The sequence below is a fragment of the Halogranum gelatinilyticum genome (genome assembly GCF_900103715.1).
In the GTDB taxonomy this organism is placed as follows: Archaea; Halobacteriota; Halobacteria; order Halobacteriales; family Haloferacaceae; genus Halogranum; species Halogranum gelatinilyticum.
In genome coordinates this window covers 500500-526275 of sequence record NZ_FNHL01000001.1, presented here as the reverse complement: position 1 = coordinate 526275, position 25776 = coordinate 500500, and the positions used below count along the sequence as shown (strand labels likewise).

Here is a 25776-nt window from a genome sequence, read left to right as displayed (position 1 = left end):
ACGCGGAGGGGGTAGGTTTTAGTCTCGGACGGCGGAATGTGCGTGCAATGGGACTCAGGTGCTTACTCGGACACGATTTCGGTGAACCCGAGACCGAGCGTGAGCGGGAGGAGAACGGCGAGGAGATGGTCGTCACGTTCCGGACGGTCAAGACGTGTGCACGCTGCGGCGAGACACAGGTCGTCAGCGAGAACAAGGAGGTGACCTCCATTCCGGAGGCCATCGCGGGCGAGGACGCGACCGACGACACGACAGAGGAGACCGCAGCCGACGAGGTCGGCGGAGCGGCCACGGCCGACCCAGTAGAGGGGTCGGTCGCAGCCGACACGCCCGACGGCTCCGTCACGACCGACGCCGTCACCGCAGCCGACGACGGTGGCGAAGTGATCGACGCCGAGAGCGACGGTGCGGTGGACGACGCTGTCACCGCCGACGCGGCGGACGACGAGCCGACGCATCCGCGCGTCGACGACGAGCCGGAGGCAGCCGAGGAGTTCGAGCCGCCGCAGAGCGCGGAGGAGGACGACGGCGTCATCCTCGACGACGACACCGAGGAGGAGCCAGCGGAGCGACAGCCCGGCGAGTGGCCCGACTCGAGCGACGTCGGCCGCGGCGACGAGGAGCGGATGCCGACGCTCGAAGAGGTCGAAGGCGGCGCGGAAGCCGAAGACGAGACCGACACTGAAGCGACCGAGCAGGAATCCGAACACACGCCGTGGCCGGACCAGCAGGGCGAGGACGAGGGCTTCGCCGCCGAGGTCGGCGGGAGCGACGAGGACGAGGAGGACGTCGACGTCGACTTCGGCAACAAGCTCGCCCCTGAACTCGACGACACCGAGGCCGTCGAAGAGGGCTACGACGCAGAGTTCATCGGCAACGCCGCCGACGCCGCCGACACGGAGCCGTCGAACGGCTCGGGGTCGGGGTCCCCGGGTGGCATCACCAGCGCGGAGACGCTGACGCGCGAGGAGGCCAGCGAGGTCCCGACCGAATACTACTGTCCCGAGTGTGGGATGACGCGTCTGGCCGACAAGTCGTCGATGCGGGCGGGCGACATCTGCCCCGAGTGCCACCACGGCTACATCACCGAACGCGAGCGGTGACCGACCGTCGAGTGAGAAGGTTTTTGAGTGAAATCCCTATAAACGCCGGTAGCGACGGCTGACAACAGCCAACACGCGTCGGCGACGACGAAACAGGTAAACCATCCCCTACCGAACGGCCTGCCATGAAGGAGTACAAGATGCGCCGCGGTGAGACGCTGGACGAACGAATGCCCGACCTCGAAGGCAGTATCGAGGACTACTTCGGTCCCATCACGGGCACCGAAGAGTACAACGGCCACGAGCTGTTCGTCGTCGGCGAGCCGAAGAACCCCGTCTTCACGAAGATCGTCGCCGGCGCGGCCAAATACAGCGGCAAGAAGGACCAACTCGCCGTCCACTTCGAGGAACGCCCCGCCGAGGAAGTCATCGCCGAGGGCCTCGCCGACCACGCCGCCGACGCCGTCAGCGCGAAAAACGAGTTCCTGCTCGAAGCGACGGGCCGCGACGCCAAGTCCCGCCGCGACTCGATGAAGCGAACCGTCGAGGACGACGCTCCGGATTACTAGAACTCGACCTTTTTCTCCGGGGGGTTCGCGAGCGCCGGAGGCGCTCGCTCAACCCCCGGTAAAAACCTCGATGAAAAAGGCCGCGAGCCTCGGGCTTTCAGCCCTCGCTCGCGGTACAACGACCTACTGTGACAGCACTGCGACTGCACCGCCACCGCAACAGCGACCGCGACAACAACAGCACTGCGACAACACCGCCACCGCACCGACGACAGCCACCGCGACCCCCTACAACCGCTCGGGGAGCCAGCCGCCGTCGACCTCGATGTTCTCGCCGCTGATGTACTCGCTTCCTTCGTCGAGGAAGAAGAGCATCGCCTGTTCGAGGTCGTCGAACTTCGCCCACCGGCCGCGGGGGGCGTCCTCGGGGAACTCGTCGGAATTCTCGACGACGTAGGGCGAGACGGCGTTGACCGTGATGCCGTCGTCCTGCGTGTCCTTCGCGAGCATCCGTGTGAACATCAGGACGCCCGTCTTGGCGACGAAGTAGGGGAAGTTCTTCGGGTAGACGAGTGCCTTCTCGCTTCCTGCGTAGCCGACGTTGACGATGCGACCCCAGCCCTGCTCGCGCATCGCGGGCAGCGCGCGCTTCGAGCAGAGATAGGTGCCGTTGAAGTTCGTCTGGATGACGGTGTTCCACGTCTCGAAGTCGATCTCCTCCCAGTGGTCGGGCGCGAACGCCCCGACGTTGTTGACGAGCACGTCGACGGGACCGATGTCCTTCTCGACGGCGTCGAACATGGCGTCGACGGCGTCCGGTTCGGTGACGTTGCCCCGGACCGTCGTCGCCTCGGGCGCGCCACGCTCTCTGGCCTCCTCGGCGGCCTCCCTCGCCGCGTCGGCACTCGTGTGGTAGTGGATGGCAACCGACGCACCGGCCTCGGCCGTCGCGAGCGCGAGTGCCCGGCCGACGCCCTTCGCGCTACCGGTCACGAGCACGGTCCGCCCCGAGAGATCTGGCTCTATCATATCTCTTCCATCGACGGCCCCCGACAAATCCCTCGGGGTCGGGGAAACGTACAAGTGGTGTGATATACACACTCACGACGAGTGGTAACACAGCTACCTCACAAATCTTTATTCGCTTGTGAGTAAATCTCCCGCCACAGTTAAGAGGCCGAAGCGTCAATCGTGTCGTATGTCACTAGACACGATTCTCGTCGCTATCGGCCCGAGCGACGCAGACCGCATCGACCGACTCGCAGAAGAGACCATCGACGTCGCCGGTCCCGCCGGTTCGACCGTCGTCCTCGGCCACGTCTTCACGAAGGACGAGTACGAGGACGCCCTCGACAAACTGGAGTTCGACACCACGGCCGAAGAGGTCTCGCCGAACGACGTCGCCGCCCGTCACTCCACCATCCGAGAGCTGACGAAGCTGTTCGACGCGGCTGGCGTCGACTACGAGGTCCGCGGCGTCGTCGGCGACCACGGCAAGGCCATCGTCGACCTCGCGGAGGAAGTCGACGCCGACCGCGTCCTCGTCGGCGGCCGCAAGCGCTCGCCGACCGGCAAGGCCGTCTTCGGCAGCGTCGCCCAGGAGGTCATGCTCTCGGCTCCGTGCCCCGTGACCTTCGTCCGCGCAGACACCAAGTAACCCGACTCACTCCTCTATCCGCTCGCCGTTCTCGGCTCGCTTGCGCCACGCGCGCTCCTGGGCCCGCTCGGCGACGTGCTGTCTCCCACCCGTGACAGCCGCGCGTGCCTCGTCCTCGAAGTCCGTGACGGGCGTCAGGAAAGAGGCCTGGAACTCCTCGACGACGCTGTAGGTCCACCGGTCGTCGGCCGTGACGCCGCGCGGCAGGATGTCGTCGCGGATACGGTCGGCGAGCGTCTCGTGACCGGCCGCCCACAGTCGCCCCTGTGCCTCGTCGAGATGGTCCATCCCGTGGCCGACGGCGTGGTGGAAGGCGAGCAGATGGCCGTAGGCGCGCAGCAGCCACTCGACGCCGACCTCGACCTCGTGAATCGCCTCGCGCTCCTCGTGGGTCAGTTCGCTCGACTCGGTGTGGTCCCCCATATGTCAACATAGCACACGATGCTGCATAGCCCTTCTCGTCGTGTCGGCGGTGTGGGACCGACAGCCCGTGACGACTCCCTGTCAGACGGCCGATCCGTACGAGCAGTTAACATCTCCGCGTGCGTCACGGGGGCCATGGAGCACGAAATCGACTACCGGCCCTCCTTCGCACTACTGACCGTCCACCTCAACGCCGACGAACGGCTCACGACCGAAGCCGGGTCGATGGTGAGCCACACGCCCGGTCTCGACGTCGAGACGAGTGCTCGCGGCGGCATCTTGGGATCGCTGAAACGGAGCGTCCTCGGCGGCGAGAGCTTCTTCCAAAACACCTACACCGCCAGCGAGCCCGGCCACATCACGCTTGCCCCACCGCTGCCGGGCGACATCGTCCGCCACGACATCGCAGACGAGACGCTGCTCGTCCAGTCGGGGTCGTTTCTCGCCGCGGGCGACACGGTCGAACTCGACACCAAGTTCGGCGGCGGCCGCAGCTTCTTCGGCGGCGAAGGGCTGTTCCTCCTGAAGCTCACCGGCACCGGGCCGACGTTCCTCGCGAGCTACGGCGCGGTCCACGAGGTAGAGTTGGAAGCGGACGAGCAGTACGTGGTCGACACGGGCCACATCGTCGCCTTCGAGGAGTCGACGAGCTTCGACGTCAAGCGCGTCGGCGGGCTGAAGTCGACGCTGTTCAGCGGCGAGGGGCTGGTCTGTGAGTTCACCGGACCGGGGAAGCTTTGGCTGCAGTCGCGCAGTCAGGACGCCTTCCTCGCGTGGCTCATCCCACAGCTGCCGACCGACACCAGCAACGGTCAGTAGCTCCCCTCGGCGACCTCCTGAGAACGCGTGTAGTTAAGTGCCGTCCCTGTGCGTACATAGACAATGGCCTACTACGTGGGCGTCGATTTGGGGGCGACGAACGTACGGGCGGCTGTGGCGGACGAGAACGCCGAGACGCTCGGTGTCAGCAAACGCAGGACGCCGCGTGGTCCGACCGGTATCGCCGTCACGGAGGCGGTGCTCGACGTGGTCCGCGAGGCCTTCGCCGACGCGGGCGTCGACCCCGAGGATGCCGTCGCGGCCGGAATCGGCTCTATCGGTCCGCTCGACCTCGCCGAAGGTGTCGTCGAGAACCCCTCGAACCTGCCAGACACCGTCGACCGCATCCCGCTGACCGGTCCGCTCTCGAAGCTCTTGAACACCGACCGCATCTACCTGCACAACGACACCGCTGCCGGCGTCATCGGCGAGCGGTTCTACAACGACCGCAACCCCGACGACATGGTCTATCTCACCATCTCCTCGGGGATCGGCGCGGGCGTCTGTGTCGACGGTAACGTCCTCTCCGGCTGGGACGGCAACGCCGGTGAGGTCGGCCACATGACGGTCGACCCGAACGGCGAGATGCGCTGTGGCTGTGGCCGCGACGGCCACTGGGAAGCCTACTGCTCCGGCAACAACATCCCCCGCTACGCCGAGTACATCTACAACGAGGACACCGTCGAGACCGCGATGCCCATCGAGGACCCCGACTTCGACGCGGTCGACGTCTTCGAGCACGCCGGCGACGACGACTTCGCCGACTACGTCATCGACCAGGTCACCCACTGGAACACGATGGGCGTCGCCAACATCGTCCAGGCGTACGCACCGCTCATCATCTTCGTCGGCGGCGCGGTCGCCACCAACAACCCCGAGCTCATCCTCGAACCGATCAAGGAGAAGATCGACGACATGGTCTTCATCAACGTCCCCCAGATCCAACTCACTACCCTCGGCGACGAGGTCGTCCTGAAGGGTGCCGTCGCGAGCGCCCTCACCGGTGGAACGGGCGACCGGTCGCGGCTGTAGAGCCGCACAGCCCGCCGTCTCCGCCGATTCGTCCACCGAGCCACGCCGCTTATCACGTTGCCAGCCCCACCACGTGGTATGCACAGACGCGACGTGCTCCGGCTCGGGGCGAGCGCGCTCGGCGCGTCCGTCCTCGGGAGCGTCGGAGCCGCCGCCCACCCCGGTCCCTACCGCCCTTACGGCAGCGTCGCCGTCGACGGCGCGAAAGAGGCCGTCGTCGGCGACGACGGCACGACCGTCTTCGTCGCCGCGACCGACGGCTACGCCGTCGTCGACGTCTCCGTCGCCGACCAGCCCGAGGTCGTCGCCGAGCGTCGGAAGCTCCTCGCCGACCGTGAGGCCGGTCCCCTCCGCGGCATCTACGACGTCAAAGTCTCCGGCGACACGCTCGTCGTCGTCGGCCCGGCGAACCCCATCCCCGGCGCGCTCGCCGGGATGCTCGTCGAAGACGTCAGCGACCCCGAGAACCCCGAAACCGTCGCCTTCTACGAGACCGACTACCCCATCCACAACTGCTATCTCGACGGCGACTACGCCTATCTGACCGGCAACGACGGCGGGGAGAACCCGGTCGTCGTCGTCGACATCTCGGGCGAGCCGGAGGAAGTCGGCCGCTGGTCGCTGCCGGCGTACGACGACGCCTGGAGCGACGTCGACTCGTGGCTCCGGAGCACCCACGACGTCTGGGTGCAGGACGGCCGGGCGTATCTCGCGGAGTGGGACGCCGGGACGTGGATTCTCGACGTGAGCGACCCGACCGAGCCGAGCTATCTCGGCCACCTCGGCGGTCGGCCGCCGGACGAACTGGCCGACCTCACGTCACGGGAAGTCCGACACGAAGGCGTCACTCCGCCCGGCAACGACCACTTCGTCACCGTCTCCGACGACGGGACGCTGCTCGGCGTCGGCCGCGAGTCGTGGGCCGCGAACACGGAAGAGGACGGTCTGGTCGGCGGCCCGAGCGGCATCACCCTCTACGACATCGCCGACCCGACCGAACCGGCCGAACTCGCGACCATCGACCCACCGGCGTCCGACGCACCGACCTACGGCGGGACGTGGACGACGGCGCACAACTTCGAGTTCCACGGCGACCGTCTCTACTCCTCGTGGTACCGCGGCGGCGTCAAACGCCACGACATCTCCGACCCGTCGAACCCCGTCGAGCTGACGTGGTGGCGCGACCCTGCCGCGGCGAGCTTCTGGTCTGCCCAAGTCGCGGTACCCGGCGAGACTTTCGTCGCCAGCGACATGGGCGTCCCGCGTCGACAGGGTGCGGAACTGTACGTCTTCCCCGACCACGCGGGCGACCAGGCCGACGCACCCGCACTGACCAACGAGACGACGACCGACGACCCCGACGTCATCACCGCGTCGCCGACGCCGACCGCAGACTCCACGTCGACGACGGACGCGAACTCGTCGACAGCCGACGGGACGAGCGACGTCGACGCGCCCGGTTTCGGCGTCGGCGTCGGGCTGACGGCACTCGGCGTGGCTGCGTGGCGACTGGCGCGGAACCGACCCGACGAAGAGTGACGGACGACCAGGGGCGACGAATGACGGACGACCCGACGAGGAGTGAGGGGTGGTTGGGAGCGAGCGGTATCAGAACGGTCGTTCGTGAGGGATTCGCCGGGGAGGGGCCTCGAAAACCACAACTTACCCATAGCTGCAGTTCCAAGGGGAGTCAATGAGCGAGACGAGCCTTCAAGAACGCATCGAGAAGTGGATGGTCGGGCAGATGCCCATCATCCAGATGCACGGTGGGACGAGCGTCGTCCGCGAGGCGAATCCGGAGACCGGCGAGGTCGTCGTCGAACTCGGTGGCACCTGCTCGGGCTGCGGCATCAGCAACGTCACCGCCCAGAACATCAAACGCGACATCATCCTCGACTTCGAAGAGGTCCAGAACGTCGTCGTCAAGGTCCCCAGCACGGGCGACTCCGGCAGCAGCACCGTCGAGGGCGGCCGCGGCGGCGATCTGCAGTACTCCAACGAGTCTGCCGAGCACTTCTAGCGACCTTTTTTCAGCGTAGGGCCTCGGCCGCCTCCGGCGGCCTCGACCCTAGTAAAAAAGCTCGATCAAAAAACCCGCCCCGCGAGGCTCACGCTGCTCGCCTCGCGGTACAACACGGGCGACGGTCTCCGCCCTACTCCCACCAACCGACCGCCCTGCCCACAGGCTTTTCTTGTCACCTGAACTATCAGTGCCACAATGCACCGTTCGCTTCTCGTGTTCTCCTGTGCCCTTCTCGTCGTCCTCGCTGGCTGTGCCGCCCCGACGACCGACAACCCGACCTCCGACGTCCGCCTCACGATCGACAACAGCGACAGCGTCTCCTACGAGGTGACTGTCGCTGTCGTCCCCTCGACCGTCGAGACGCTACGCATCACCGGCGTCGACGGCACGACCCGGACGTTCCGAAACGTGAGCGGTCTCGGTTCCGTGCCGCCCGAGGCACTCGGAAACGCGACGGGCTTCACCGCGACCGGGCCGGGTGTCGAGACACAGAGCTACGTCCTCGACCCCCAGACCGGCATCGGCGACACCCTCCGGGAGACCCCGCGGAACACGACGGTGCTCTACCTCGTCACCCAGCCCAACAGTGACGAACCGACCCGCACGTGGGGTGCCGTGACCTGTGGAAACAACGCGTTCGATGAAGTCGAGATTCGCATTTCCGACGGCGGTGGTATCGCCGTCTCGAACAGCTGTGAGTCGCGCACGACCGCCCAGTAGAACGGCCGTCAGCGCGTCCGGTCGTCGGAACGGCCTTGCCCGTGTTACAACGTCCGTGTTACAACGCCCGTTCGAGTGCCGTCGCGACGTTCCGCGCCTTCTCCGCCAGTTCCTCCGAAACCTGTCCCGCCTCGACGGCGTCGTCGAGTTCGTCGTCGTCGACGCGTTCGACCGTGCCGTCGGCGTGTTTGATGACGTCGACGTGGAGGTCGACGTACCGCAGTGTGTCCGGGAAGCACTCGACAGGCGTACAGATGTTGACGTAGGTTCCCTTCCGTTCGCCCTCGCTGTCGCGGTAGACCGTGGGATACCACCAGCGGCCCTCACGGAACTTCGTCAGGGCGGTGTCGCCCGCCTCACGCGGGACGTCGAGCGCGTCGTAGTTGCCGCCGGGCGACATCTGCCGTTCGACGGCGATCGTCTCCTCGGCGGCGTCGTAGTCGACGACCTCGCCGCGGCCGAGCAGGATGAGCCGCCCGTCGGGCTTGCCGTGGCCGATACGGACCGTGTCGCCTTCCATCGGCCCGAACTGCTTCGTGACGACGTCGAAGGGGAACTCCCCCTTCGGGTCGCAGAGTGCCTCGGCGAAGTCGACACCGGCACTGGCGGCCTCGTGGGCGGCCTTGATACGGTGGTGGCCGGGCATCGTCGTCTCCACCTCCCGTCGGTGGTCGTCGAGCGCGAAGCGCGACTCGCGGCCGAACCAGACCCACGTGGTCTCCGTCGGCGCGACGAGCCGTCCCGGGTCGCCGATGTCGCCCCCGAGGACACCGTCGATGGCGTCGGCGCGTGTGGCGGCGCGGGCGAGCGCGTCGTTCAGCGCGTCCATGCTCGCCTCGGTCGCCGAGTGCGACCAGCGGACGCCCCAGCCCTCTGGAATCTCTGCTCCCAGCAGGTCGGTCATCCCGGCCAGTTCGCGGCCAGCGGCGTCGTCGCGAGTGTCGACGCGGGTTCCTTCTTGGCCGGGCACGAGCGTCGCGAGTCCGCCGTAGGCCTTCAGCTCGGTGTCGAGGACGGGCCGGTCGTCGTCCCACGGCGGGGCCGACTCCGTGACCTGTACCCGAACCACGTCGTCGTCGCCGATGTGGTTCGCAGCGTTGCGGAAGGGGAGAAAGCCCTCGCCGCCGTCGCCGAGGTCAACGACCGCGCCGCTGCCGAGCGTCTCGTGGACGACGCCGTCGAAGACCGCGCCGGTCGGTGCGGGCTCGGCCCACGCGAACGTGTCGATAGCGAGCGAGCGAAGCAGGTCGAGGACCGTCTCCACGGCGTCGGGGTCGCCCTCGACGCCGACGCCCTGGCGGTCGGCCGTGGTGGCGAGTTCGACGTCGTGGTCCGCGTCCGGGAGGTCGGCGTCGAACCGCTCGCGGATGGGCTGGGAGGCCTGGACGACCTCGTGGCCCGCATCGAGCAGCAGATGGGTGAGCGAGGTGGTGTAGATACCCCGGACGCGTGCACGCACCGTCATAGCGCGTCGGCGTTGCGGGCGAACCGGACGCGGTCGTCGACGGTCGGGCCGAGTCGGAGTTCGACCGTCTCGTCGTTCAGGATCCGGCCGTCCTCGACGGGGACGCCCCAGGAGTCGAAACGGAGGTAGCCACGGATGTCCGAGCCGTGCGTGAACAGGTCGAGATACTCGACTTCGTGTTCCTGTACGTCGGTCGAGCTGTGCGCCATCTCCATGTCCGAGTAGACGGTCCCGCCGTCGGCGAAGAACGCCTCCAGCTGTTCGGCGTCGCGCTGGACGGCCTCGGTGACGAGCTTCGAGGCCTTGCGAAGGTCCTCGCGGCCGAGACCGACCTCTCGCAGCGCCTTCTGCGTGCGTTGGTCGAAGTGCATACAGCCCCTTGGACTGCCGGGGTTTTCAGCCTACCTCGTCACCCCGACGACGACATAAACGCTGTGCCACCGGTAAGCACGGAGGTGTGACTGGCAGTTATGATGCTCCGCCGAGAACGGAATCCCATGCCAGACAGACGTGACCCGGTCGACGACGCCGCGGACGGGAGCGCTGACCTCTACGACATCTCGACGTGGGAGGAGCGGACCTCCCTCGACGGGCTCGCCGTCGCACTCTACCGCTTTCTCTCGTGGTCGGCGCGGTTCGTCGTCGTCCTCCTCGCGCTGCTCATCCTCGTCGGTATCGGCGGGCTGGCGGCGCTGACGGACCCCCAGACCGGCGCGCTCACACTGCTCTCGGCGATTCCGGCACTCGGCCTCGCCGCCTACGTCTACTACAGCGACGCGACGACCGGCGAACCGCTCTCCTTGCTCGTCGCGACCTTCCTCCTCGGCGTGTTGACGGCCAACTTCGCGGCCGTCCTCAACAGCCTGCTCGGTCCCTTCTTCCGGGAGATCGCCGTCATCGGGTCGGTGCTGTTCTTCTTCGTCGTCGTCGCGCCGGTCGAGGAGACCGTGAAGCTCCTCGCCGTCCGGCTCTACGCCTACCGCAGCGACAAGTTCAACGCCGTCGTCGACGGCGCGGTCTACGGCGCGATGGCCGGTCTCGGCTTCGCGACCATCGAGAACTCCCTCTACATCGCCCAGCAGCTCGGCGACAACGTCGACTTCGGGCTGAGTCTCATCGGCGCGGGCAACGGCATCGCCTTCGTCCGCGCGCTGGCCGGACCGGGCCACGTCATCTACTCGGCCTTTGCGGGCTACTATCTCGGTCTCGCGAAGTTCAACCCCGAAAACGCCGGTCCCATCGTCATCAAGGGGCTCATCATCGCGGGCTTCATCCACGCCACCTACAACTCCGTCGTCAGCGAGGCCTCGGCCGCGATTGCGGCGATCACGGGCCTGCCGAGCATCGTCGCGTTCATCGTCTTCATCGTCCTCTACGACGGCTTCTTCGGCTTCCTGCTGCTCCGGAAGATCCGCCGGTACACCCACGCCTACAAGGCGGCGCACGACGACGGCGGCGACGTCGAGAAGCGCGCGAAGTCGCAGGTGACCGAGTTCGAGTGAGTCGGTGAAGAGGTCGAGAACAGTCGAGGGCACTCGTTTTTCGTGGTCGTCGTTGTCGGCAACGCGGACTACTTCCAAAGTCGCAGATTTCGCTGAAGAGGAGCCGACGCAGATTCCTTCTCGAAAGCCCACGCGTTGTCGACTCCCGCCGCTCGCTGTGCTCCTCGGCTTCGCCTGCGGTGCTTACGTCGCGGAGGTTCGTCGACAACGCGTCCCCTTTCAGCCCCTCCCCGCGGCACAGCCACGCCCTCCCCAACCGACTCCTTCGCTCGCGCTGCTCGCTCACTCGTCCCTCGCGTGCGTGTCTCGCGGCATGAAAGCCGCGAAGCCACGCGCCACGGTGGGTAATCGGGTGACGCAGTTCACTGTGGTTCGAGCCACCATCGCTGCCGCTCACCGATTTTCGACACTCGAAAAAAGCCGCGCGTCGCTCTTAGCTCACTCCAGCCGACTGACGTCCGAGAGCACCGCCGTCGCCGTCTCGGGGCCGCCCGCGCCGCGGCCGCTGAGGTTGAGGTTGCCGGCGTACTCCGTCTCCAGTTGGACGATGTTGCGCGTCCCGCTCACTGCGAGCGTCCCGTTCTGGGGGACGAGTCGCGGGCCGACGCGGATGCCGTCGGGCGTCGCCTCGCCGATGAGCCGAACCGTCCGGCCGTCCTCGGCGGCGAGGTCGAGCGCGCTGCCGGGGATGTTCTTGATGCCCTCGACCTCCGCGTCGGCGAGCGTGTAGCCGCCGTCGTTGAGGACGTTCGCGAGGATGACGAACTTCAGCGCGGCGTCCGTCCCCTCCACGTCGAAGGAGGGGTCGGCCTCCGCGACGCCGAGGTCCTGGGCCTCCGCGAGGACGTGTTCGTAGCCCAGCCCCTCGGCGGCCATCCGCGAGAGGATGAAGTTGGCCGTGCCGTTGAGCACGCCGCGAGCGGCGGTGATGTGCTCGCCTCCGAAGTCCGCGATGGTCGAGAGGACCGGGATGGCCCCGCCGACGGCGGCCTCGAACTGGACCGTTCCCTCGCTCTTGACTTCGAGTGCCCGCAGGTCGTCGTATCGTTCGGCGACCGGACCCTTGTTCGCGAGCACGACGTGGCGGTCCCGCTCCAGTGCGTGTTGGACGTGCGAGAAGCCGGGTTCGGCGTCGCCGAGCGTCGTCGGCGTCGCCTCGACGAGCACGTCGTAGTCCGCGGCGAGCGCGTCGTCGAGCGCGAGGTCGCCGACGACACCCTCGCGTTCCTTCCGTTCGAGAACCACGTCGGGGTCCAAGCCAGTCGAATCGACCGCGGCCGTCGAGGAGTCGGCGACCGCCGTCACGGTATGGCCGTACTCCTCGGCGAGGTCGACGACCGAGCGGCCGACCGCGCCGGCTCCGAGAACCGCGATACGGAGACTCATGCCGATACCTCCGTGAGCGGCTCGACGACGTCCAACTCCTTCTCACCGGCGACCTCGCGGATGGCCTCGAGTACTTCGTCGGTCTTGCCAGCCCGCGTCGCGAGCCGCAGCCGGGCACTGGAGACGTCGTCGGTCCCTTCGGGAGCCGACAGCGAGAGATCCGTCACCGTCGCGTCCGTGTGGCCCTGAACGCGCCGGAGCGTATCCGAGAGATCCGTGTCGATGAGGTGGCCGACCAGGAGAATCGTGAGTTCCTCGCCGTAGCGTTCGGCACCCGCCTGGATGACGTTGACGCCGTTGTCCCGCAGCGCCTCGACGATGGTCTCGAAGCGGTCGGGCGGACATTCGAGGTCGACCTCGACGGGGATGTGCCCCCGCGGCGTGAGGTTGCCGCGCTCGTGGAATATCGAGAGCAGATTGCCCCCGTTCTCCGAGATGGGTTGGAGTGCCGCGAGCAGTTGGCCGGGTTCGTCGACGAGTTCCAGTCGAACCGTGTGCGCCTGTGGATGTTCGCCGCCGTCGGTCTCGGCGACCTCCTCCTCGGCCTCGACGGACTCGGCCTCGCCGTCGCTGCTCATCGACTCACCCCCGTGGCACGCGCCGCAACTGTTGTCGGCTGGGAGCGATAGCGCCGTTGCTCCGTGCCGATGCTGCTCGGGTGGTGCGTGCCCCGTTGCATGGTAGAACACACTCGGGCCTCGCGTTATAAGCCTTCGTCGATTACAATTCTCTCCGACGATCTACGCGTGTTACCACGTCTCGCGGGGGAACCGCTCGCACGCCACAGCCCGGCTCACAGCCGGTTCTCGACCGTCCGGACTCCGTCGGCAATGTGGTCGCGCTCGAAGTACAGCAACTCGACGCCGACGACGGCGACGGTGATGAGGACAACGGCGTAGAAGACCTCTCGCTGGGACGTCCACAGATGCAGGAGGACGAGCGGGAAGAACGCGACCGTCCCGAGGACGCCGAGTGCCGGGATGGGAGAGAAGATCTCGTCGTTCTCACGCTCGCGGAGGGCGAGATAGCTCATCGCCCCGAAGACCGCGAGGAACGCCAGCGAGCCGAAGGAGGTGATGGCTTCGAGGCTGCCGTAGGCGGTGAAGGCGGCCGCGGCGACGCCGAGAACGAGCACCGTCGTCGTCGGCGCGCCGTCGGCGTCGCTGTCGCCGAACTGGTCGGGCAGCAGGTCGTCCGCGAGCATCCCCTTCGCGAAGTTGGCCGCGCTGAACAGCGTCCCGTTGATCGCACTCCCCGTCGAGAAGATGGCCGCGATAGCGACGAAGGTGAAGCCGATCTGCCCGAGGAACGGCTCGACGGCCACCGCGACGGCGACCTCCGGCCGCTGAGAGATGACGGACGTCTCGACCAGACTCGTCACGAGGATGGCGACCATGCTGTCGATGACGATGGCACCGACGATGGAGACGAACACGGCTTTCGGCAGCGTCGACTTCGCGTTCTCGATGTTCTCTTGGTCGTACATGAGCAGCTGCCAGCCCTGGAAGGAGACGAACGAGACCGCGACGGCGGTCGCGAAGCTCGTGCTCGCGATGCGGTCGAAGCCGAACGACAGCTGCCCCTGGCCCGCGCCGTACCACAGCCCCCACGCGCTGATGCCGAACAGGATGACGAGCTTCAACGCGACGAGAATCTCCTCGGACGTCCCCGTCGCCCGCGCCCCGAGAACGTTCAGGCCGACGAAGATTGCGACGCCGAGCACCGAGGCGATGGGTCGAAACGGCAGCCCGGCGAGCGTCTGCATCCCGACGAGTTTCTCGGTGAAGCTCCCGAAGGCGAAGGCGTACATCGCGATGGCACCGATGTAGCCGAAGAGGAGGGTCCAGCCGACCATCCCCGCGAGCGTGGAGTTGCCGACGAACTCCTCGATGAGGCTCACCGACCCGCCGCGGACGTCGCCGACGTCGTTCAGTTTGAGATAGGAGTAGGCCGCACACATCGAGACGAGGCTGGCGGCGGTAAAGGCCGCCCACGAGGCCGCTCCGGCGATGGTCGCGACCACCCCGAGCACCGAGAAGACGCCGCCACCGATCATCCCGCCCAGCCCGATAGCTGTCGCTCCGGCGAAGCCCAGTTTCTCCTCGCCCATAGATAGCGTTAGTCGACAAAAGCGGTTGTAACTTGTGGCCACGTCGGAACGAACGCAGGCCGCGACCGTTCAGTGGCGACTGGTAGGCGGAGAGACGAAAGAAGTCGCGAAGAATCGCGAGATGTCGCGAAGAGACGCGAGCAGTCGTGGGCAGTCGTTGGTCGCGCGGGTCTCGACTTAGATGTAGTCGATGGCCGGCGACAGTTCGAGCTTCATGCCCTTGCGCTCTCGGATCTCCATGATCTTGTCCGTCTGGAGGCTGTCGGACATGACGCGGAAGCCGGCGTTCTCCGTGTTCCAGGAGGCGCGGCCTTCCGTCGCCGAGCGGATGTCCGACGAGAACCCGATCATCTCTTCGACGGGTGCGATACCCTCGATGACCATGAGGTCACCTTCCTGGTACATGTCGTCGACGCTGCCACGGCGACCCTGAATCTCGCCGGAGGCAGAGCCCATGTAGTCGGAGGCGACGTCGATGCGGACGTTCTGGATCGGCTCCTGCAGCTTGACCTTCGCGTCGATGAGTGCGCGGTGGACAGCCTCGCGAGCGGCGGGGATGACCTGCGCGGGACCACGGTGGATGGTGTCCTCGTGGAGCTTCGCGTCGTGGAGACGGAGGAGTGCACCCTGGACCGGCTCGGCGGCGAGCGGACCGTCGTTGAGTGCTTCTTCCATCCCCTCGATGACGAGTTCCATCGTCTCGTTCAGGTGCTGGATACCCTTCGTGTCGTCGAGCAGGATGTTCGTGCCGAAGATGTGCTCGAAGTTCTGGGAGGCGTCCTTGTCCATGCCGGCTTCCTGCAGCGCTTCACGGCGCTCCAGTTCGGGCATGTCGTTGGCGATGTTGCCCAGCTTGATCTCGTCGATGATCTCCTGCGAGAGGGGTTCGACGGAGATGTAGAACTTGTTGTGGCGGTTCGGGGAGACACCCTCGACCTCGCGGGAACCCTGCGTCGGCGTCTCGCGGTAGACGACGATCGGCTCACCGGTGTGGACCGGGATGCCCTGGTTCTTCTGGATACGCTGGGTGATGACTTCGAGGTGAAGCTCGCCCTGTCCGCTGATGAGGTGCTCGCCCGTGTCCTCGTTAATCTCGACGCGGATGGTCGGGTCTTCCTTGGCGACCTGCTGGAGCGTCTGGATGAGCTTCGGCAGGTCGTCCATGTTGGTTGCCTCGACGGACTTCGTGATGACCGGCTCCGAGATGTGCTCGATGGACTCGAACGGCGTCATCTCGACGGAGGAGACGGTCGAACCGGCGATGGCGTCACGCAGGCCGGTGACGGCCGCGATGTTGCCGGCGGGGACCCCACGGTCGAGATCCTCGCGCTCGCCACCCATGAAGATACCAACGGACTGGACGCGGTTCTTCTTCGCTGTGCCGGAGACGTAGAGCTCCTGGCCCTTCTTGATGGTGCCCGAGAACAGGCGACCGGTCGCGATTTCGCCGGCGTGCGGGTCCATCGAGATGTCGGTCACCATGAAGACGACGTCGCCGTCGTCGTCGACCTCACGCATCTGCTTTGCGAGGTCGGAGTCGGCGTCACCACGCCAGACGGCGGGGATACGACGGGGCTGGGCTTCGAGCGGGTTCGGGAAGTGCTCGGCGACCATGTCCAGGACGACGTCCGAGAGCGGCGTCGCCTCGTGGAGTTCCTGTCGCTGGTCGTTACTCTCCATGTCGATGATGTCGCCGAAGGAGATGCCGGTCTCCTGCATCGACGGCATCGAGACACCCCACTTGTAGAGGGCGGACCCGAAGGCGACGGTGCCGTCCTCGACGGAGACCGTCCAGTCGTAATCCTTCTCTTCGGTCATGCCACGGATGAGCTCGTTGACGTCGGAGATGACGTCGAAGAGCCGCTCCTGCATCTCCTGGGGCCCTTCCTGAAGCTCGTTGATGAGGCGGTCGACTTTGTTGATGAACAGTGCGGGCTTGACACCCTCGCGGAGTGCCTGCCGGAGCACCGTCTCCGTCTGGGGCATCGCGCCCTCGACGGCGTCGACGACGACGAGCGCGCCGTCGACGGCACGCATCGCACGGGTCACGTCGCCACCGAAGTCGACGTGGCCCGGTGTGTCGATGAGGTTGATGAGGTGGTTCTTGTCGTTCCACTCGTGGGTCATCGAGACGTTAGCCGCGTCGATGGTGATCCCACGTTCCTGCTCGTCTTCCTTCGTGTCCATCGCGAGCTGCTGGCCGGCGGTCTCGTCGGAGATCATGCCGGCACCTGCGAGGAGGTTGTCCGAGAGGGTCGTCTTCCCGTGGTCGACGTGAGCGGCGATGGCGATGTTCCGGATGTGCTCCGGGTTGTCCATCAGCTTCTCACATTCTTGAACGATTTTCTTTCGTCGGCCCATTATACTGACTGCTTCCGGCAGCAGGGTCAAAAGGGTAGTGTTTTGCCGGTGGGGAAACCGCCGAATTCTCCGCCCTCACCGCCATGTGTGCCAATGTACCACGTGCGAGTTCGTGGGGCTGTCGCCGACGTCGGCCTCGTCGAGCCACCGCCGCCGACGCCGCAGTAGGCACCGCCTACCGCCTCTCCAGAGGCACAAGAGTCATACTACAGGGCACCTTGGTAACACAACACATGGATGTGCGCGTACTGGGGGCCGCCACCCCGGACCCGTTTCTCAGCGCGGCGGACCTCTTCGAGACCGAATACGACCTCGAGTGGCCGGTCCGCGTCCGCGTCAGAGACGACCCCGACGAGCGGACGTGGGCGGGCCACTACGAAGACTACCACGTACTGAACATCTCCCGACAGGCCGCCACGAGCGTCATGGCCCGCGAACTCGCACTCCACGAGTTCGCCCACATGGCTCGCTACGAGGAGTCCCACCCCTCTCACGTGCAGTCGACAGAGGAAGCACTGTTTCTCGCACTGCCCGGCAAGTCCGTCGAGCGGCGCAAGCTGATCCACTGCTACCAGATCGCCAACCACATGAAGGACATCTACGCCGACGACATCACCCTCTCTCTGACCTCGGCGACGAAGCTCCTCACCTTCCTCGAATCACAGCTCGCCGCCGCCGTCGCCGACAAACCGAGCGGCGAGGCCGACGGCCCCTCACGAAGACGTCTCACTGCCGCCTCGGACCCCGAGATGACCGCCGTCAACGCCGCCTTCGCGCTCGCGCTCGTCGAACGCCACGGGCTGGCCGGGCGGGACCATCCGCTCTACGACTTCGCAGGACTCGCAGCCGACGACGCCCCCGGCATCGACGTCGAGGCGTTCAAACGACGCTTCACGTCGCTCGCCGACGACCCCACGAAGAGCGACTACCGGAAGGCACTCGTCGACGTGACCCGCGCGTACGCCGACCCACCGAGAGGAAGTGGTCCCGCCGCCGACTGACCGTCGAACATCTACTCGCCCGGCGTGAGCCTGACGAGCACGTCGTCACGCTCCGTCGGGAACGACCCCTTCGCCCGCCCGTCGCGGTTCGATGTGATGGCGTAGAGCGCGCCGTCCGGTCCCTGTTCGACGTGGCGGATCCGCCCGAGTTCGTCCACGAGCCGGTCGTGACTCGTCGTGAGGAACGCGTCGTCGAGCCAGTCGGCGTCGTGTCGGACACCAGTCTCGCCCAGCGGCGGCAGCTCCCCGTCGGGGTCGGAGAGCGTGAACACCTTCAGCCGCTGGCCGGCCAGTGCCCCCACGAGAAACCGGTTTTTGAACGCCGGGAACGCGTCGCCCGTATAGAAGACGGCCCCGCTCGGTGCCCACGTGATCGGTTCGAGCCGGCTGCTCGCGACCGGGTTCACCTCGTCGCTCGCCGCTTCGTCGTACCAGACGTCCGTCGGCACCTGCGGCCAGCCGTAGTTCGCGCCCGGCCGAAGCACGTTCATCTCGTCGGGGCCGCCGCCGTGTTCTGAGAGTACTGGTGTGCCGTCCGGCAGCCACGAGATACCCTGCGGGTTCCGGTGGCCGTAACTGTAGACACGCGGGTCCGCGTCCGCGCCGAGGTCCGGGTTGGCCGATGCGGCGCTGCCGTCGGGTTCGAGCCGGAGGACCTTCCCGCCGAGCCAGCCGGGGTCCTGCGCTCGCTCGGCTTCGCCGGCGTCGCCGGTGGTCACCCACAGATAGTTCGCCGGGCCGAAGTCGATCCGTCCGCCGTTGTGGTAGCTGTCGGCCGGGATTTCTTCGACGAGCGGCGTCGCCGTCGCCGACGGGTCGTCCGCCGAGACGTCGACCGAGACGAGCTTGTTGTACCGCTCGTCCGCCTCGTCGCGGTAGGTGTAGTAGACGTAGACCAGCGGCGGTTCGGGGTAGTTCGGATGGACGGCGACTCCGAGCGTCCCACCCTCACCACCCGCGAGCCACCACGAACTCTCCTCGCTCCCCGGCGGGAGCGACTCCGACTCGGCGGCGTCGGCGAGTTCCGCGACGGCCGTCACCTCGTCTGCGGCGTACCGGACCACCCGGCCGGTCCGCTCCGTGATGAACAGGTCGCCGGTCGGGGCGAACGCGAGGTCCCACGGGACGTCGAGGTTCTCGACGACGACCTCCACGTCGACGGCGACCTCCGGCGACGTCGCGGGCGCAGACCAGTCGGGGTCGTACTCGTCCCACGCCTCGATGTCGTGGCCGACGGTGAGGTCGTACGTCGGCGTCGGTTCCGGTGTCACTGTCGCTGTCGCTGACTCGGTCGGCTGCTGTGTCGATTCGGCAGCCTCCTGAGTCGGAGCACCGAGACAGCCAGCGACGCCGACTGACGCGACCACCCCGAGAAGTTTCCGCCTCGAACAGTTTCGCATGATTACACTATTTTAGGCCATCCTAAAATACTGTCGGGTTGGCCGACCGGCTTCCGAAAACATCGCTGGACGGACGAGCACCGCTGCTCACGGGACGGAGAACGAAAGAGAGAGAAGAACCGCTTAACGGGCCGCGGCGGCGACGCGCTCGCGCTCTTCTTTCTGCGAGATGGCGTACGTCTGGACGTCGTAGTTCGACGCACCGACGAGCTGCTGGGCGAGTGCCTCGGCGGCACTCGTCTTCGACTTGTAGGAACCGGACTTCGTTCCCTGTGCGATGTACTTCAGGGCCTCGTCGACACGGCGCTGCGGCGCGACGTCGACCGCCTTCGGGACGGAGATGCCACCGTACTTCAGGCGGACGGTCTCCTCACGCGGAGCGGCGTTCTCGATGGCCGTGACGAGCACCTGCACCGGGTTCTCCTCGGTGCGCTCGTGGACGATGTCGAACGCCTCGCGGACGATCTTCAGGGCCTTCTGCTTCTGGCCCGTGTTGTCCTGAGTCTGCATCAGACGGTTCGTGAGCCGCTCGACGATGCTGATCTCGGACTTCTTGAACTGCTTGGAGGCGTGACGGCCCATCGTGTGAGCGATGGGGGTCACGTTGATGTAGCGCTGCGTACTCGGGTCGGTGTACTCGATCTCGGAGACGTCCCAGACGCCGAAGAGCTGCGCGTTCGATGCTGCTTCCTCACTGTCGGCCGGGGATTCCGGCTCGGGGGCTTCGCTCTCGGACATTATCGGACAGGCTTCTCCGCGTTACCGCGCACGAGTTCGATCATCGAGACACCGTTGACCTTCTCGACCTTGTAGTTGACACCGGAAAGGTCACCCATCGCGCGACCCTTCGCGCCACCGATCCCGGCGATGGTGACTTCGTCGTGTTCGTCGATGAAGGAGATCGCACCGTCACCCGGACAGAAAGCGGTGACCTGCTTACCGTTCTTGATAAGCTGGACACGGACGCACTTTCGGATCGCCGAGTTGGGCTGCTTTGCCTCGATACCGACCTTCTCCAGGACGATGCCGCGTGCCTGCGGCGCGCCCTCGAGGGGGTCGGACTTCTTGCGAAGACCACGCTCGCGGCGTGCGTACTTCGAGTCGGACCATCGGTGACTCTGACGGTCCTGTTTGAGTTTGCGGGCTGCGTACTTGCCGTTCGCCATAGTGAATCTGATTTCCAGACGGAGCTACTTAAGCCTCCCTTTTCGTCGCGCACGAAACGGCCTCAGAACCGAGTAGCGGGGTGAAAGAAGGAATCTGAGGCCGTTTCAGCGATTCGAGTTACGGCCGCTCAGCGGAGGAGAGGGAACGAACGGCCAGCACAGGCCGTTTCAATCCGGGTAGAAGAACACCTCGAACGCGGCGTCGCAGTGGGAGCACTCGACTGTCTCGCCGTAGAGCGCGTCGCCCATCTCGGGGCGACCCCCGTCCGTCACCACCTCACCCGCCGGAAGGTCGGCAGCGCAGCAAGGACAGCGGATCGAGAACGGTGGTGGAGACATACCGGATACCGACGCAACCTGCGGGTTTAGTTATCAGTCGGGTAAACCACACCGTCGGCGACGGCCGCCGACCGGCGACTCACCCTCCCATTTCCCCCGTCCCGCGAAGTAGGCAGTACCTACCGCTCCGAGTCACTCGTTCCGTAGTACGGTTTTCGGCAGAAACGCAGCGGACGCGGCTGCGACGGTGGCCGCTCAGGTCAGCTGGATGTCGTCGATGTCGTAGTGCCGCTGGGCCAGTTCGCGAGCGGTCTCGATGTTCGCCCCGCCCGAACCGATGGCGACGCCACGGTCGGCCTCTTCGACCTCGACGTAGGCGACGCGGTCGTCCTGTTCGGAGACCGTGACGTGACGGATCGCCGCCGGTGCGAGCGCGCTGGCGACGAACGCCTCCGCCGTGTCGGCGTCCTCGACGAGTTCGACCGTCCGGCCGACCCGTTCTTCGAACCGCTTGACTGTCTTGCCGGCCGGGCCGATGGCCTTGCCCATCTCGCCCGCGGGGACGAGGAGGACGAGCCGGTCCTCGTCGACGAGACAATCCTTCGGACTGACCTCGGCGACCTCGTCGAAGAGGCTCATGAACCGCATCGCCTCGTCCGACAGCGTGACTTTCATCGACTAATCGTCGGAGGGTGCGGTGAACGACCCCATCTTGAGGTCGACGTCGCCGGTCCCGATGGAGACGGGCTTGCCGACGATGACGTTCTCGATGACGCCGTCGAGGTCGTCTGCCTCGCCGTGGATGGCGGCGTCGAGCAGGTGGTTGACCGTCACCTCGAACGCCGCACGGGCGAGCACAGAGTCCTTCGAGCCGGAGATACCGTGGCGGCCGATGGACTCGATGGTCCCGCGGTTGGTCATGATGTCCGAGACGAGCATCAGGTGGCGGATGTTCACGTCGTCGAGCCCCTGCTCGGCGAGCGTGTCCATCGTCTCCTCGATGATGGCCTCGCGGGCCGCCTCGACGCCCAGCTGGCGGTAGACCTCGTGGATGTTGTTCGTCGTCGTCCGCGTGGCGTCGACGCCCTCGATGGAGAGGACGTCGCCGAACTCCGACCCTTCGGTGTAGAGGACGAACTCCTCGCCCTCGCCGTCGTCGGTCTTCTCCTTGCGGATGACGACGCGGTCGATGCCCTCGATACCCTTGAAGGTGATCTCGCGGAGCTCTTCGACCAGCTGGAGCAGCTGGCGGTAGCTCGGCTCGTCCGGCCCGAACTCGATGACGGTGCCGGACTGCCGGGTCTTCACGCCGAGGGCGTCCTCGATGGTCTCGGCGATCTCCTGGGCGACCTCGGTCACGTTGTTCGAACGCGGCCACCGCTCGGCCAGCGTGTCGTCGTTGAGGTCGATGCGGACGAGCATGTCCGCGACGTTCGTCGAGACGTCACCGAGCGCGAGGATGTGCGTCGCCTCGATGTCCCAGACGACCTCGTGGGCGTATTCGCGGTCCGTCGCGTACGGGATGTCCGCCTCGTTCTGCTCGGCGGATTGGAGATGCACGGTCATCGTCGGCGTGTCCGGCGTCTTCCGGGCGTCGACGAGTTCGATGAGGCGCGGCAGCCCCTGGGTCACGTCGATCTCCGCGACACCCGCGTAGTGGAACGTGTTCATCGTCATCTGCGTCCCCGGCTCCCCGATGGACTGCGCGGAGACGGTGCCGACGGGGTCCAGCGGATCGACGCGCGTGTCGAGATAGCGGTTCTCGACGGCTTCGGCGATCTCGTTGGCTTGTTCCGGGCTCACGACGCCGTTGCGACCCTCGATGGTCTTGTAGACGCGGGTCTTCAGGCGACGCGGCAGTTCAGTGTCCTCGATGACGAGCGCGATGTCCTCGTCGACGTGTTCGTACTCGCCGACGAGCTGGTTGACGCTCTTCTCTTTGCTCTCAGTCATCGGATTCCACCTCCGTGCCCAGAGCCTTGTTCCGACCCGGGCCCGCGTGTTCCGAGAGGTTCGTCGGCGGCGCGCGCCGACCGAGGAACCGCTCTTTCTGTTCCTCGCTGTCGAACTCGGACTCGATGATGCGGTCGGCGATGCTCTCGACGTCGACGTCGCCGTCCTCGCTGGAGGAGACCTTCACCGGGCTGGTACCGTCCTCACCGAACTCGAACTGGACGATGTTGCCCGAGGTGTCGCGCACCGAGCCGTCGTACTGCGCTTCGAGTTCCGAGAGGGCGTTGATGAGCCGACGCTGCAGATATCCGGACTTCGAGGTACGGACTGCCGTGTCGACAAGCCCCTCGCGGCCACCCATCGCGTGGAAGAAGAACTCACGCGGGGTGAGACCGCCACGGTAGGAGTTCTCCACGAAGCCGTGGGCCTCGGCGGAGAGGTCGTCCTTCTTGTAGTGGCTGAGGGTACGGTCCTCGTACCCGCGGTTGATCCGCTCGCCGCGGACTGCCTGCTGGCCGACACAGCCGGCCATCTGGGTCAGGTTCAGCATCGACCCACGTGCACCCGAGCGGGCCATGATGACTGCCGGGTTGTCGTCGCCGAAGTGGTCGTCGGCGATCTCACCGGCGGAGTCACGTGCCTTGCCGAGCGTCTGCATGATCTTCATCTCCAGGGTCTCGTCGACCGTCCGGCCGGGCAGCGACTCGAGTTCGCCCGCCTCGTAGGTCTGGATGAGTTCCTGGATGCGCTCGTAGGCGTTGTCGATGGCCTCGTCGACCTGTTCGTTGGCCTCCGGCGGGATGGACTCGTCGTCGATCCCGATGGAGAACCCGAAGTGCATGATGGCACGCATCGCCAACGAGGCGATCTCGTTGATGAACACGCGGGCACGCGTCTCCGAGTAGACCTTGGTGATGGTGTCGACGATCTCCCCACCGAAGGCACCGACTGCGTCCTCGTCGATGGTCCCCTCGATGAGCTGGCCGTCGACGATGACGACGTCGTCGCCGGTCGAACTCTTGAACTCCAAGGAGAGGTCGTCGGGCAGCAGCTCCGAGAAGATGGAGTGGCCCGTCCAGTACGGCTCGCCGTCCTCCTCGCCGTCGGGTTCGGGCAGCGTGTCGACGCTCGTCGCACGCAGCAGGTCGAGTGCCTGCGTCTCCGTGAAGTGCGGGTTCTCGTGGGTCAGCAGGTAGGTCCCACTGATGTGGTCCTGAATCGCGCCGATGATGTTCTCACCGAAGCGCGGGGAGAGGATCTGTTCCTGCACACGCATGAGGACGCGCGCTTCCGCGCGAGCCTCCTCGTTCTGCAGCGCGTGCATGTTCATCTCGTCGCCGTCGAAGTCAGCGTTGTACGGCGGACAGACGACAGTGTTCAGGCGGAACGTCTTGTACGGCATCACGACCACTTCGTGGGCCATGATGGACATCCGGTGCAGCGACGGCTGTCGGTTGAAGATGACGATGTCGCCGTCGACGAGATGGCGGTTGACCTCCCAGCCGAGTTCGACCTTTTCGGCCAGTTCTTCGCAGTTCTTCTCCGTCACCTTCAGGCGGCGGCCGTCCGGCCGCTTGACGTAGTTGGCACCGGGGTGGCCCTCGGGTCCGTTGCGGACGTACTGCTGGGCCTCCTCGATGTTACGCTCGGTGACGTTCATCGTCTGGGTCATCTCACGCGCGACGCGCTCGGGGACACCGACCTCGTTCAGGCTGAGGGTCGGGTCCGGCGAGATGACGGTACGCGCCGAGAAGTTGACACGCTTCCCCGAGAGGGAGCCACGGAAGCGTCCCTCCTTGCCCTTAAGACGCTGGGAGAGCGTCTTCAGCGGGCGGCCGGAGCGGTGACGCGCCGGCGGCGTGCCCGAAATCTCGTTGTCGATGAAGGTCGTGACGTGGTACTGGAGCAGCTCCCACAGGTCCTCGATAATCAACTGCGGCGCGCCAGCCTCGCGGTTCTCCATGAACCGCTGGTTGATGCGGATGATGTCGACGAGCTTGTGGGTCAGGTCGTCCTCCGAACGCTGGCCGTTGTCGAGCGTAATCGAGGGACGGGCCGTCACCGGCGGGACGGGGAGCACAGTGAGGATCATCCACTCGGGACGCGAGCGGCTCGCGTCGATACCGAGCGATTCGAGGTCCTCGTCCGGGATGTCCTCGAACCAGTCGCGGATGTCCGAGGGCATCAGCTTGTTCATGTCCTCGACCGTCAGGTCGATCTTCAGTGCCTTCTCGAGGGCCTTGCGGTCCTCCTTGCGCGGGCGGAACTCGCCCGACATGATCTGGTTGACACGGTCGAGGTCGATGCCGGTCTTCTCGGCGAGTGCCTGCGGCGACATCCCCTCGTCGTCCTCGTCGTCGGGGTCGGGCTGCATCGCTTCCGCGATGAGCTCGGAGTAGTCGCCCGAGAGGACGTCCTGGACCTCGTAGTAGGTCGTCGGCTTCTCGTGTTTGATGTCGTGGGCGGGGTTGCCACAGTACGGACAGCGCTTGGCCTTCCGTGCCTGGCGGACGCCCGCCTTCATGACGTCGCTCCAGTCCTCACCGAGCTCCTTCGTCCGCTTGAGCTTCTCGTGGTACTCCTCCTTCTCGTCCTCGGTGAGCGCGAGCTTTCCGCACTCACGGCAGGTCGAGCGGAGCAGCCGTCGGATGAGCTTCGTGAAGCCGACGTGGATGACGGGCGCGGCGAGTTCGATGTGGCCGAAGTGGCCGTTACACGACCCCGAGTGCTGGCCGCAGGTGCGGCACTCCAGCCCCGGGTCGATGACGCCCAGCCGCGGGTCCATCAGCCCCATGTCGATGGGGTAGCCGTCGTCGTCGTACGTGTCCGCCGTGATGACCTTCGTGGCGGACATGTCTCGGTACGTCTCCGGGTCCATCAACCCGAACTGAATGCCGCCGATTTCCTTGGGTGTCTGCATTGACATA

Annotated in this window: 25 protein-coding genes; 10 read left to right on the top strand and 15 right to left on the bottom strand. The window is 66.2% G+C overall.

From position 1 onward, the window contains the following. Nucleotides 1–47 precede the first annotated feature (47 nt). Nucleotides 48–1103: a DUF7093 family protein gene (locus BLR57_RS02690; RefSeq protein WP_089693879.1), complete on the top strand. Its 1056-nt coding sequence runs from the start codon at nt 48–50 to the stop codon at nt 1101–1103. Nucleotides 1104–1228: 125 nt separating this feature from the next. Next, nucleotides 1229–1612 carry a DUF5611 family protein gene (locus BLR57_RS02685; protein ID WP_089693877.1) on the top strand — a complete coding sequence of 128 codons (384 nt, stop codon included), beginning with the start codon at nt 1229–1231 and terminating at the stop codon, nt 1610–1612. Nucleotides 1613–1840: 228 nt separating this feature from the next. Here the strand turns inward: BLR57_RS02685 and BLR57_RS02680 are convergent, their stop codons facing one another. Beyond that, nucleotides 1841–2581, bottom strand: a complete 741-nt coding sequence (locus BLR57_RS02680) for an SDR family NAD(P)-dependent oxidoreductase (protein WP_089693875.1) — start codon at nt 2579–2581, stop codon at nt 1841–1843. Between the two features lie 169 nt (nt 2582–2750). Here BLR57_RS02680 and BLR57_RS02675 point away from each other — a divergent pair, with 169 nt between their 5' ends. Next, nucleotides 2751–3209 carry a universal stress protein gene (locus tag BLR57_RS02675; RefSeq protein WP_089693873.1) on the top strand — a complete coding sequence of 153 codons (459 nt, stop codon included), beginning with the start codon at nt 2751–2753 and terminating at the stop codon, nt 3207–3209. 6 nt (nt 3210–3215) lie between these two features. On the opposite strand, the gene BLR57_RS02670 is transcribed toward BLR57_RS02675, so the two are convergent. After that, on the bottom strand, nt 3216–3632 hold the full coding sequence (locus BLR57_RS02670; RefSeq protein ID WP_089693871.1) for a hypothetical protein: 417 nt from the start codon (nt 3630–3632) through the stop codon (nt 3216–3218). Nucleotides 3633–3767: 135 nt separating this feature from the next. On the opposite strand from BLR57_RS02670, the gene BLR57_RS02665 reads away from it, so the two are divergent. The 5 genes from BLR57_RS02665 to BLR57_RS02645 all read left to right on the top strand — a co-directional run bounded on the left by BLR57_RS02665 (nt 3768) and on the right by BLR57_RS02645 (nt 8226). Continuing rightward, the gene (locus tag BLR57_RS02665; RefSeq protein WP_089693869.1) at nt 3768–4451 is read left to right on the top strand and encodes a TIGR00266 family protein; all 684 of its coding nucleotides are present in this window, start codon (nt 3768–3770) and stop codon (nt 4449–4451) included. Between the two features lie 63 nt (nt 4452–4514). Then, nucleotides 4515–5483 carry an ROK family protein gene (locus tag BLR57_RS02660; protein ID WP_089693867.1) on the top strand — a complete coding sequence of 323 codons (969 nt, stop codon included), beginning with the start codon at nt 4515–4517 and terminating at the stop codon, nt 5481–5483. A 78-nt stretch (nt 5484–5561) separates the two neighbouring features. Beyond that, a complete protein-coding gene (locus tag BLR57_RS02655; protein ID WP_089693865.1) occupies nt 5562–7022 on the top strand; it encodes an LVIVD repeat-containing protein in 1461 nt (486 codons plus the stop codon). Nucleotides 7023–7176: 154 nt separating this feature from the next. Further along, the gene (locus BLR57_RS02650; protein ID WP_089693863.1) at nt 7177–7503 is read left to right on the top strand and encodes a NifU family protein; all 327 of its coding nucleotides are present in this window, start codon (nt 7177–7179) and stop codon (nt 7501–7503) included. Nucleotides 7504–7701: 198 nt separating this feature from the next. Continuing rightward, on the top strand, nt 7702–8226 hold the full coding sequence (locus BLR57_RS02645; RefSeq protein WP_089693861.1) for a hypothetical protein: 525 nt from the start codon (nt 7702–7704) through the stop codon (nt 8224–8226). A 58-nt stretch (nt 8227–8284) separates the two neighbouring features. Here the strand turns inward: BLR57_RS02645 and BLR57_RS02640 are convergent, their stop codons facing one another. Together BLR57_RS02640 and BLR57_RS02635 are read right to left on the bottom strand one after the other, a co-directional pair. Continuing rightward, on the bottom strand, nt 8285–9685 hold the full coding sequence (locus BLR57_RS02640; protein WP_089693859.1) for a ribonuclease FAU-1 family protein: 1401 nt from the start codon (nt 9683–9685) through the stop codon (nt 8285–8287). A gap of 2 nt (nt 9686–9687) precedes the next feature. Beyond that, on the bottom strand, nt 9688–10062 hold the full coding sequence (locus BLR57_RS02635) for a DUF7532 family protein (RefSeq protein ID WP_089693858.1): 375 nt from the start codon (nt 10060–10062) through the stop codon (nt 9688–9690). Nucleotides 10063–10188: 126 nt separating this feature from the next. On the opposite strand from BLR57_RS02635, the gene BLR57_RS02630 reads away from it, so the two are divergent. Continuing rightward, nucleotides 10189–11193, top strand: a complete 1005-nt coding sequence (locus BLR57_RS02630; RefSeq protein ID WP_089693856.1) for a PrsW family intramembrane metalloprotease — start codon at nt 10189–10191, stop codon at nt 11191–11193. A 438-nt stretch (nt 11194–11631) separates the two neighbouring features. Here the strand turns inward: BLR57_RS02630 and BLR57_RS02625 are convergent, their stop codons facing one another. The 4 genes from BLR57_RS02625 to BLR57_RS02610 all read right to left on the bottom strand — a co-directional run bounded on the left by BLR57_RS02625 (nt 11632) and on the right by BLR57_RS02610 (nt 17050). Continuing rightward, nucleotides 11632–12579, bottom strand: a complete 948-nt coding sequence (locus tag BLR57_RS02625) for a homoserine dehydrogenase (RefSeq protein WP_089693854.1) — start codon at nt 12577–12579, stop codon at nt 11632–11634. Then, complete coding sequence (locus BLR57_RS02620) at nt 12576–13157, bottom strand: amino acid-binding protein (protein ID WP_089693852.1); 582 nt, start codon at nt 13155–13157, stop codon at nt 12576–12578. Before BLR57_RS02620 ends, BLR57_RS02625 begins: the two co-directional genes overlap by 4 nt. Nucleotides 13158–13372: 215 nt before the next feature. Beyond that, on the bottom strand, nt 13373–14689 hold the full coding sequence (locus tag BLR57_RS02615; protein WP_089693850.1) for an APC family permease: 1317 nt from the start codon (nt 14687–14689) through the stop codon (nt 13373–13375). A gap of 177 nt (nt 14690–14866) precedes the next feature. Continuing rightward, complete coding sequence (locus BLR57_RS02610) at nt 14867–17050, bottom strand: elongation factor EF-2 (RefSeq protein ID WP_089693848.1); 2184 nt, start codon at nt 17048–17050, stop codon at nt 14867–14869. A gap of 233 nt (nt 17051–17283) precedes the next feature. Between BLR57_RS02610 and BLR57_RS02605 the strand changes: the two genes are divergently transcribed. Beyond that, a complete protein-coding gene (locus tag BLR57_RS02605) occupies nt 17284–18051 on the top strand; it encodes a DUF5781 family protein (protein ID WP_089693845.1) in 768 nt (255 codons plus the stop codon). A gap of 11 nt (nt 18052–18062) precedes the next feature. Here the strand turns inward: BLR57_RS02605 and BLR57_RS02600 are convergent, their stop codons facing one another. The 7 genes from BLR57_RS02600 to BLR57_RS02575 form a co-directional block, all read right to left on the bottom strand. After that, complete coding sequence (locus BLR57_RS02600) at nt 18063–19322, bottom strand: PQQ-dependent sugar dehydrogenase (RefSeq protein WP_244509884.1); 1260 nt, start codon at nt 19320–19322, stop codon at nt 18063–18065. A gap of 252 nt (nt 19323–19574) precedes the next feature. After that, on the bottom strand, nt 19575–20189 hold the full coding sequence (locus BLR57_RS02595; protein WP_089693841.1) for a 30S ribosomal protein S7: 615 nt from the start codon (nt 20187–20189) through the stop codon (nt 19575–19577). Further along, the gene (locus BLR57_RS02590; protein ID WP_089693839.1) at nt 20189–20617 is read right to left on the bottom strand and encodes a 30S ribosomal protein S12; all 429 of its coding nucleotides are present in this window, start codon (nt 20615–20617) and stop codon (nt 20189–20191) included. The genes BLR57_RS02595 and BLR57_RS02590 overlap by 1 nt, the downstream gene beginning before the upstream one ends. 168 nt (nt 20618–20785) lie before the next feature. Further along, a complete protein-coding gene (locus BLR57_RS19205; protein WP_170830539.1) occupies nt 20786–20956 on the bottom strand; it encodes a hypothetical protein in 171 nt (56 codons plus the stop codon). A 195-nt stretch (nt 20957–21151) separates the two neighbouring features. Next, the gene (locus tag BLR57_RS02585; protein WP_089693836.1) at nt 21152–21571 is read right to left on the bottom strand and encodes a NusA-like transcription termination signal-binding factor; all 420 of its coding nucleotides are present in this window, start codon (nt 21569–21571) and stop codon (nt 21152–21154) included. Nucleotides 21572–21574: 3 nt separating this feature from the next. Continuing rightward, nucleotides 21575–22849, bottom strand: coding sequence for a DNA-directed RNA polymerase subunit A'' (rpoA2, locus tag BLR57_RS02580; RefSeq protein WP_089693834.1), 1275 nt, complete (start codon nt 22847–22849; stop codon nt 21575–21577). Continuing rightward, nucleotides 22842–25769, bottom strand: a complete 2928-nt coding sequence (locus BLR57_RS02575) for a DNA-directed RNA polymerase subunit A' (RefSeq protein ID WP_089693832.1) — start codon at nt 25767–25769, stop codon at nt 22842–22844. The genes rpoA2 and BLR57_RS02575 overlap by 8 nt, the downstream gene beginning before the upstream one ends. Between the last annotated feature and the right edge of the window lie 7 nt (nt 25770–25776).

Excerpts from the sequence above, each read along its gene's own strand:
- BLR57_RS02690 (WP_089693879.1), top strand. The coding sequence starts at position 48 with ATGGGACTCAGGTGCTTACTCGGACACGATTTCGGTGAACCCGAGACC.
- BLR57_RS02685 (WP_089693877.1), top strand. The coding sequence starts at position 1,229 with ATGAAGGAGTACAAGATGCGCCGCGGTGAGACGCTGGACGAACGAATG.
- BLR57_RS02680 (WP_089693875.1), bottom strand. The coding sequence starts at position 2,581 with ATGATAGAGCCAGATCTCTCGGGGCGGACCGTGCTCGTGACCGGTAGC.
- BLR57_RS02675 (WP_089693873.1), top strand. The coding sequence starts at position 2,751 with ATGTCACTAGACACGATTCTCGTCGCTATCGGCCCGAGCGACGCAGAC.
- BLR57_RS02670 (WP_089693871.1), bottom strand. The coding sequence starts at position 3,632 with ATGGGGGACCACACCGAGTCGAGCGAACTGACCCACGAGGAGCGCGAG.
- BLR57_RS02665 (WP_089693869.1), top strand. The coding sequence starts at position 3,768 with ATGGAGCACGAAATCGACTACCGGCCCTCCTTCGCACTACTGACCGTC.
- BLR57_RS02660 (WP_089693867.1), top strand. The coding sequence starts at position 4,515 with ATGGCCTACTACGTGGGCGTCGATTTGGGGGCGACGAACGTACGGGCG.
- BLR57_RS02655 (WP_089693865.1), top strand. The coding sequence starts at position 5,562 with ATGCACAGACGCGACGTGCTCCGGCTCGGGGCGAGCGCGCTCGGCGCG.
- BLR57_RS02650 (WP_089693863.1), top strand. The coding sequence starts at position 7,177 with ATGAGCGAGACGAGCCTTCAAGAACGCATCGAGAAGTGGATGGTCGGG.
- BLR57_RS02645 (WP_089693861.1), top strand. The coding sequence starts at position 7,702 with ATGCACCGTTCGCTTCTCGTGTTCTCCTGTGCCCTTCTCGTCGTCCTC.
- BLR57_RS02635 (WP_089693858.1), bottom strand. The coding sequence starts at position 10,062 with ATGCACTTCGACCAACGCACGCAGAAGGCGCTGCGAGAGGTCGGTCTC.
- BLR57_RS02630 (WP_089693856.1), top strand. The coding sequence starts at position 10,189 with ATGCCAGACAGACGTGACCCGGTCGACGACGCCGCGGACGGGAGCGCT.
- BLR57_RS02625 (WP_089693854.1), bottom strand. The coding sequence starts at position 12,579 with ATGAGTCTCCGTATCGCGGTTCTCGGAGCCGGCGCGGTCGGCCGCTCG.
- BLR57_RS02620 (WP_089693852.1), bottom strand. The coding sequence starts at position 13,157 with ATGAGCAGCGACGGCGAGGCCGAGTCCGTCGAGGCCGAGGAGGAGGTC.
- BLR57_RS02615 (WP_089693850.1), bottom strand. The coding sequence starts at position 14,689 with ATGGGCGAGGAGAAACTGGGCTTCGCCGGAGCGACAGCTATCGGGCTG.
- BLR57_RS02610 (WP_089693848.1), bottom strand. The coding sequence starts at position 17,050 with ATGGGCCGACGAAAGAAAATCGTTCAAGAATGTGAGAAGCTGATGGAC.
- BLR57_RS02605 (WP_089693845.1), top strand. The coding sequence starts at position 17,284 with ATGGATGTGCGCGTACTGGGGGCCGCCACCCCGGACCCGTTTCTCAGC.
- BLR57_RS02595 (WP_089693841.1), bottom strand. The coding sequence starts at position 20,189 with ATGTCCGAGAGCGAAGCCCCCGAGCCGGAATCCCCGGCCGACAGTGAG.
- BLR57_RS02590 (WP_089693839.1), bottom strand. The coding sequence starts at position 20,617 with ATGGCGAACGGCAAGTACGCAGCCCGCAAACTCAAACAGGACCGTCAG.
- BLR57_RS19205 (WP_170830539.1), bottom strand. The coding sequence starts at position 20,956 with ATGTCTCCACCACCGTTCTCGATCCGCTGTCCTTGCTGCGCTGCCGAC.
- BLR57_RS02585 (WP_089693836.1), bottom strand. The coding sequence starts at position 21,571 with ATGAAAGTCACGCTGTCGGACGAGGCGATGCGGTTCATGAGCCTCTTC.
- rpoA2 (WP_089693834.1), bottom strand. The coding sequence starts at position 22,849 with ATGACTGAGAGCAAAGAGAAGAGCGTCAACCAGCTCGTCGGCGAGTAC.
- BLR57_RS02575 (WP_089693832.1), bottom strand. The coding sequence starts at position 25,769 with ATGCAGACACCCAAGGAAATCGGCGGCATTCAGTTCGGGTTGATGGAC.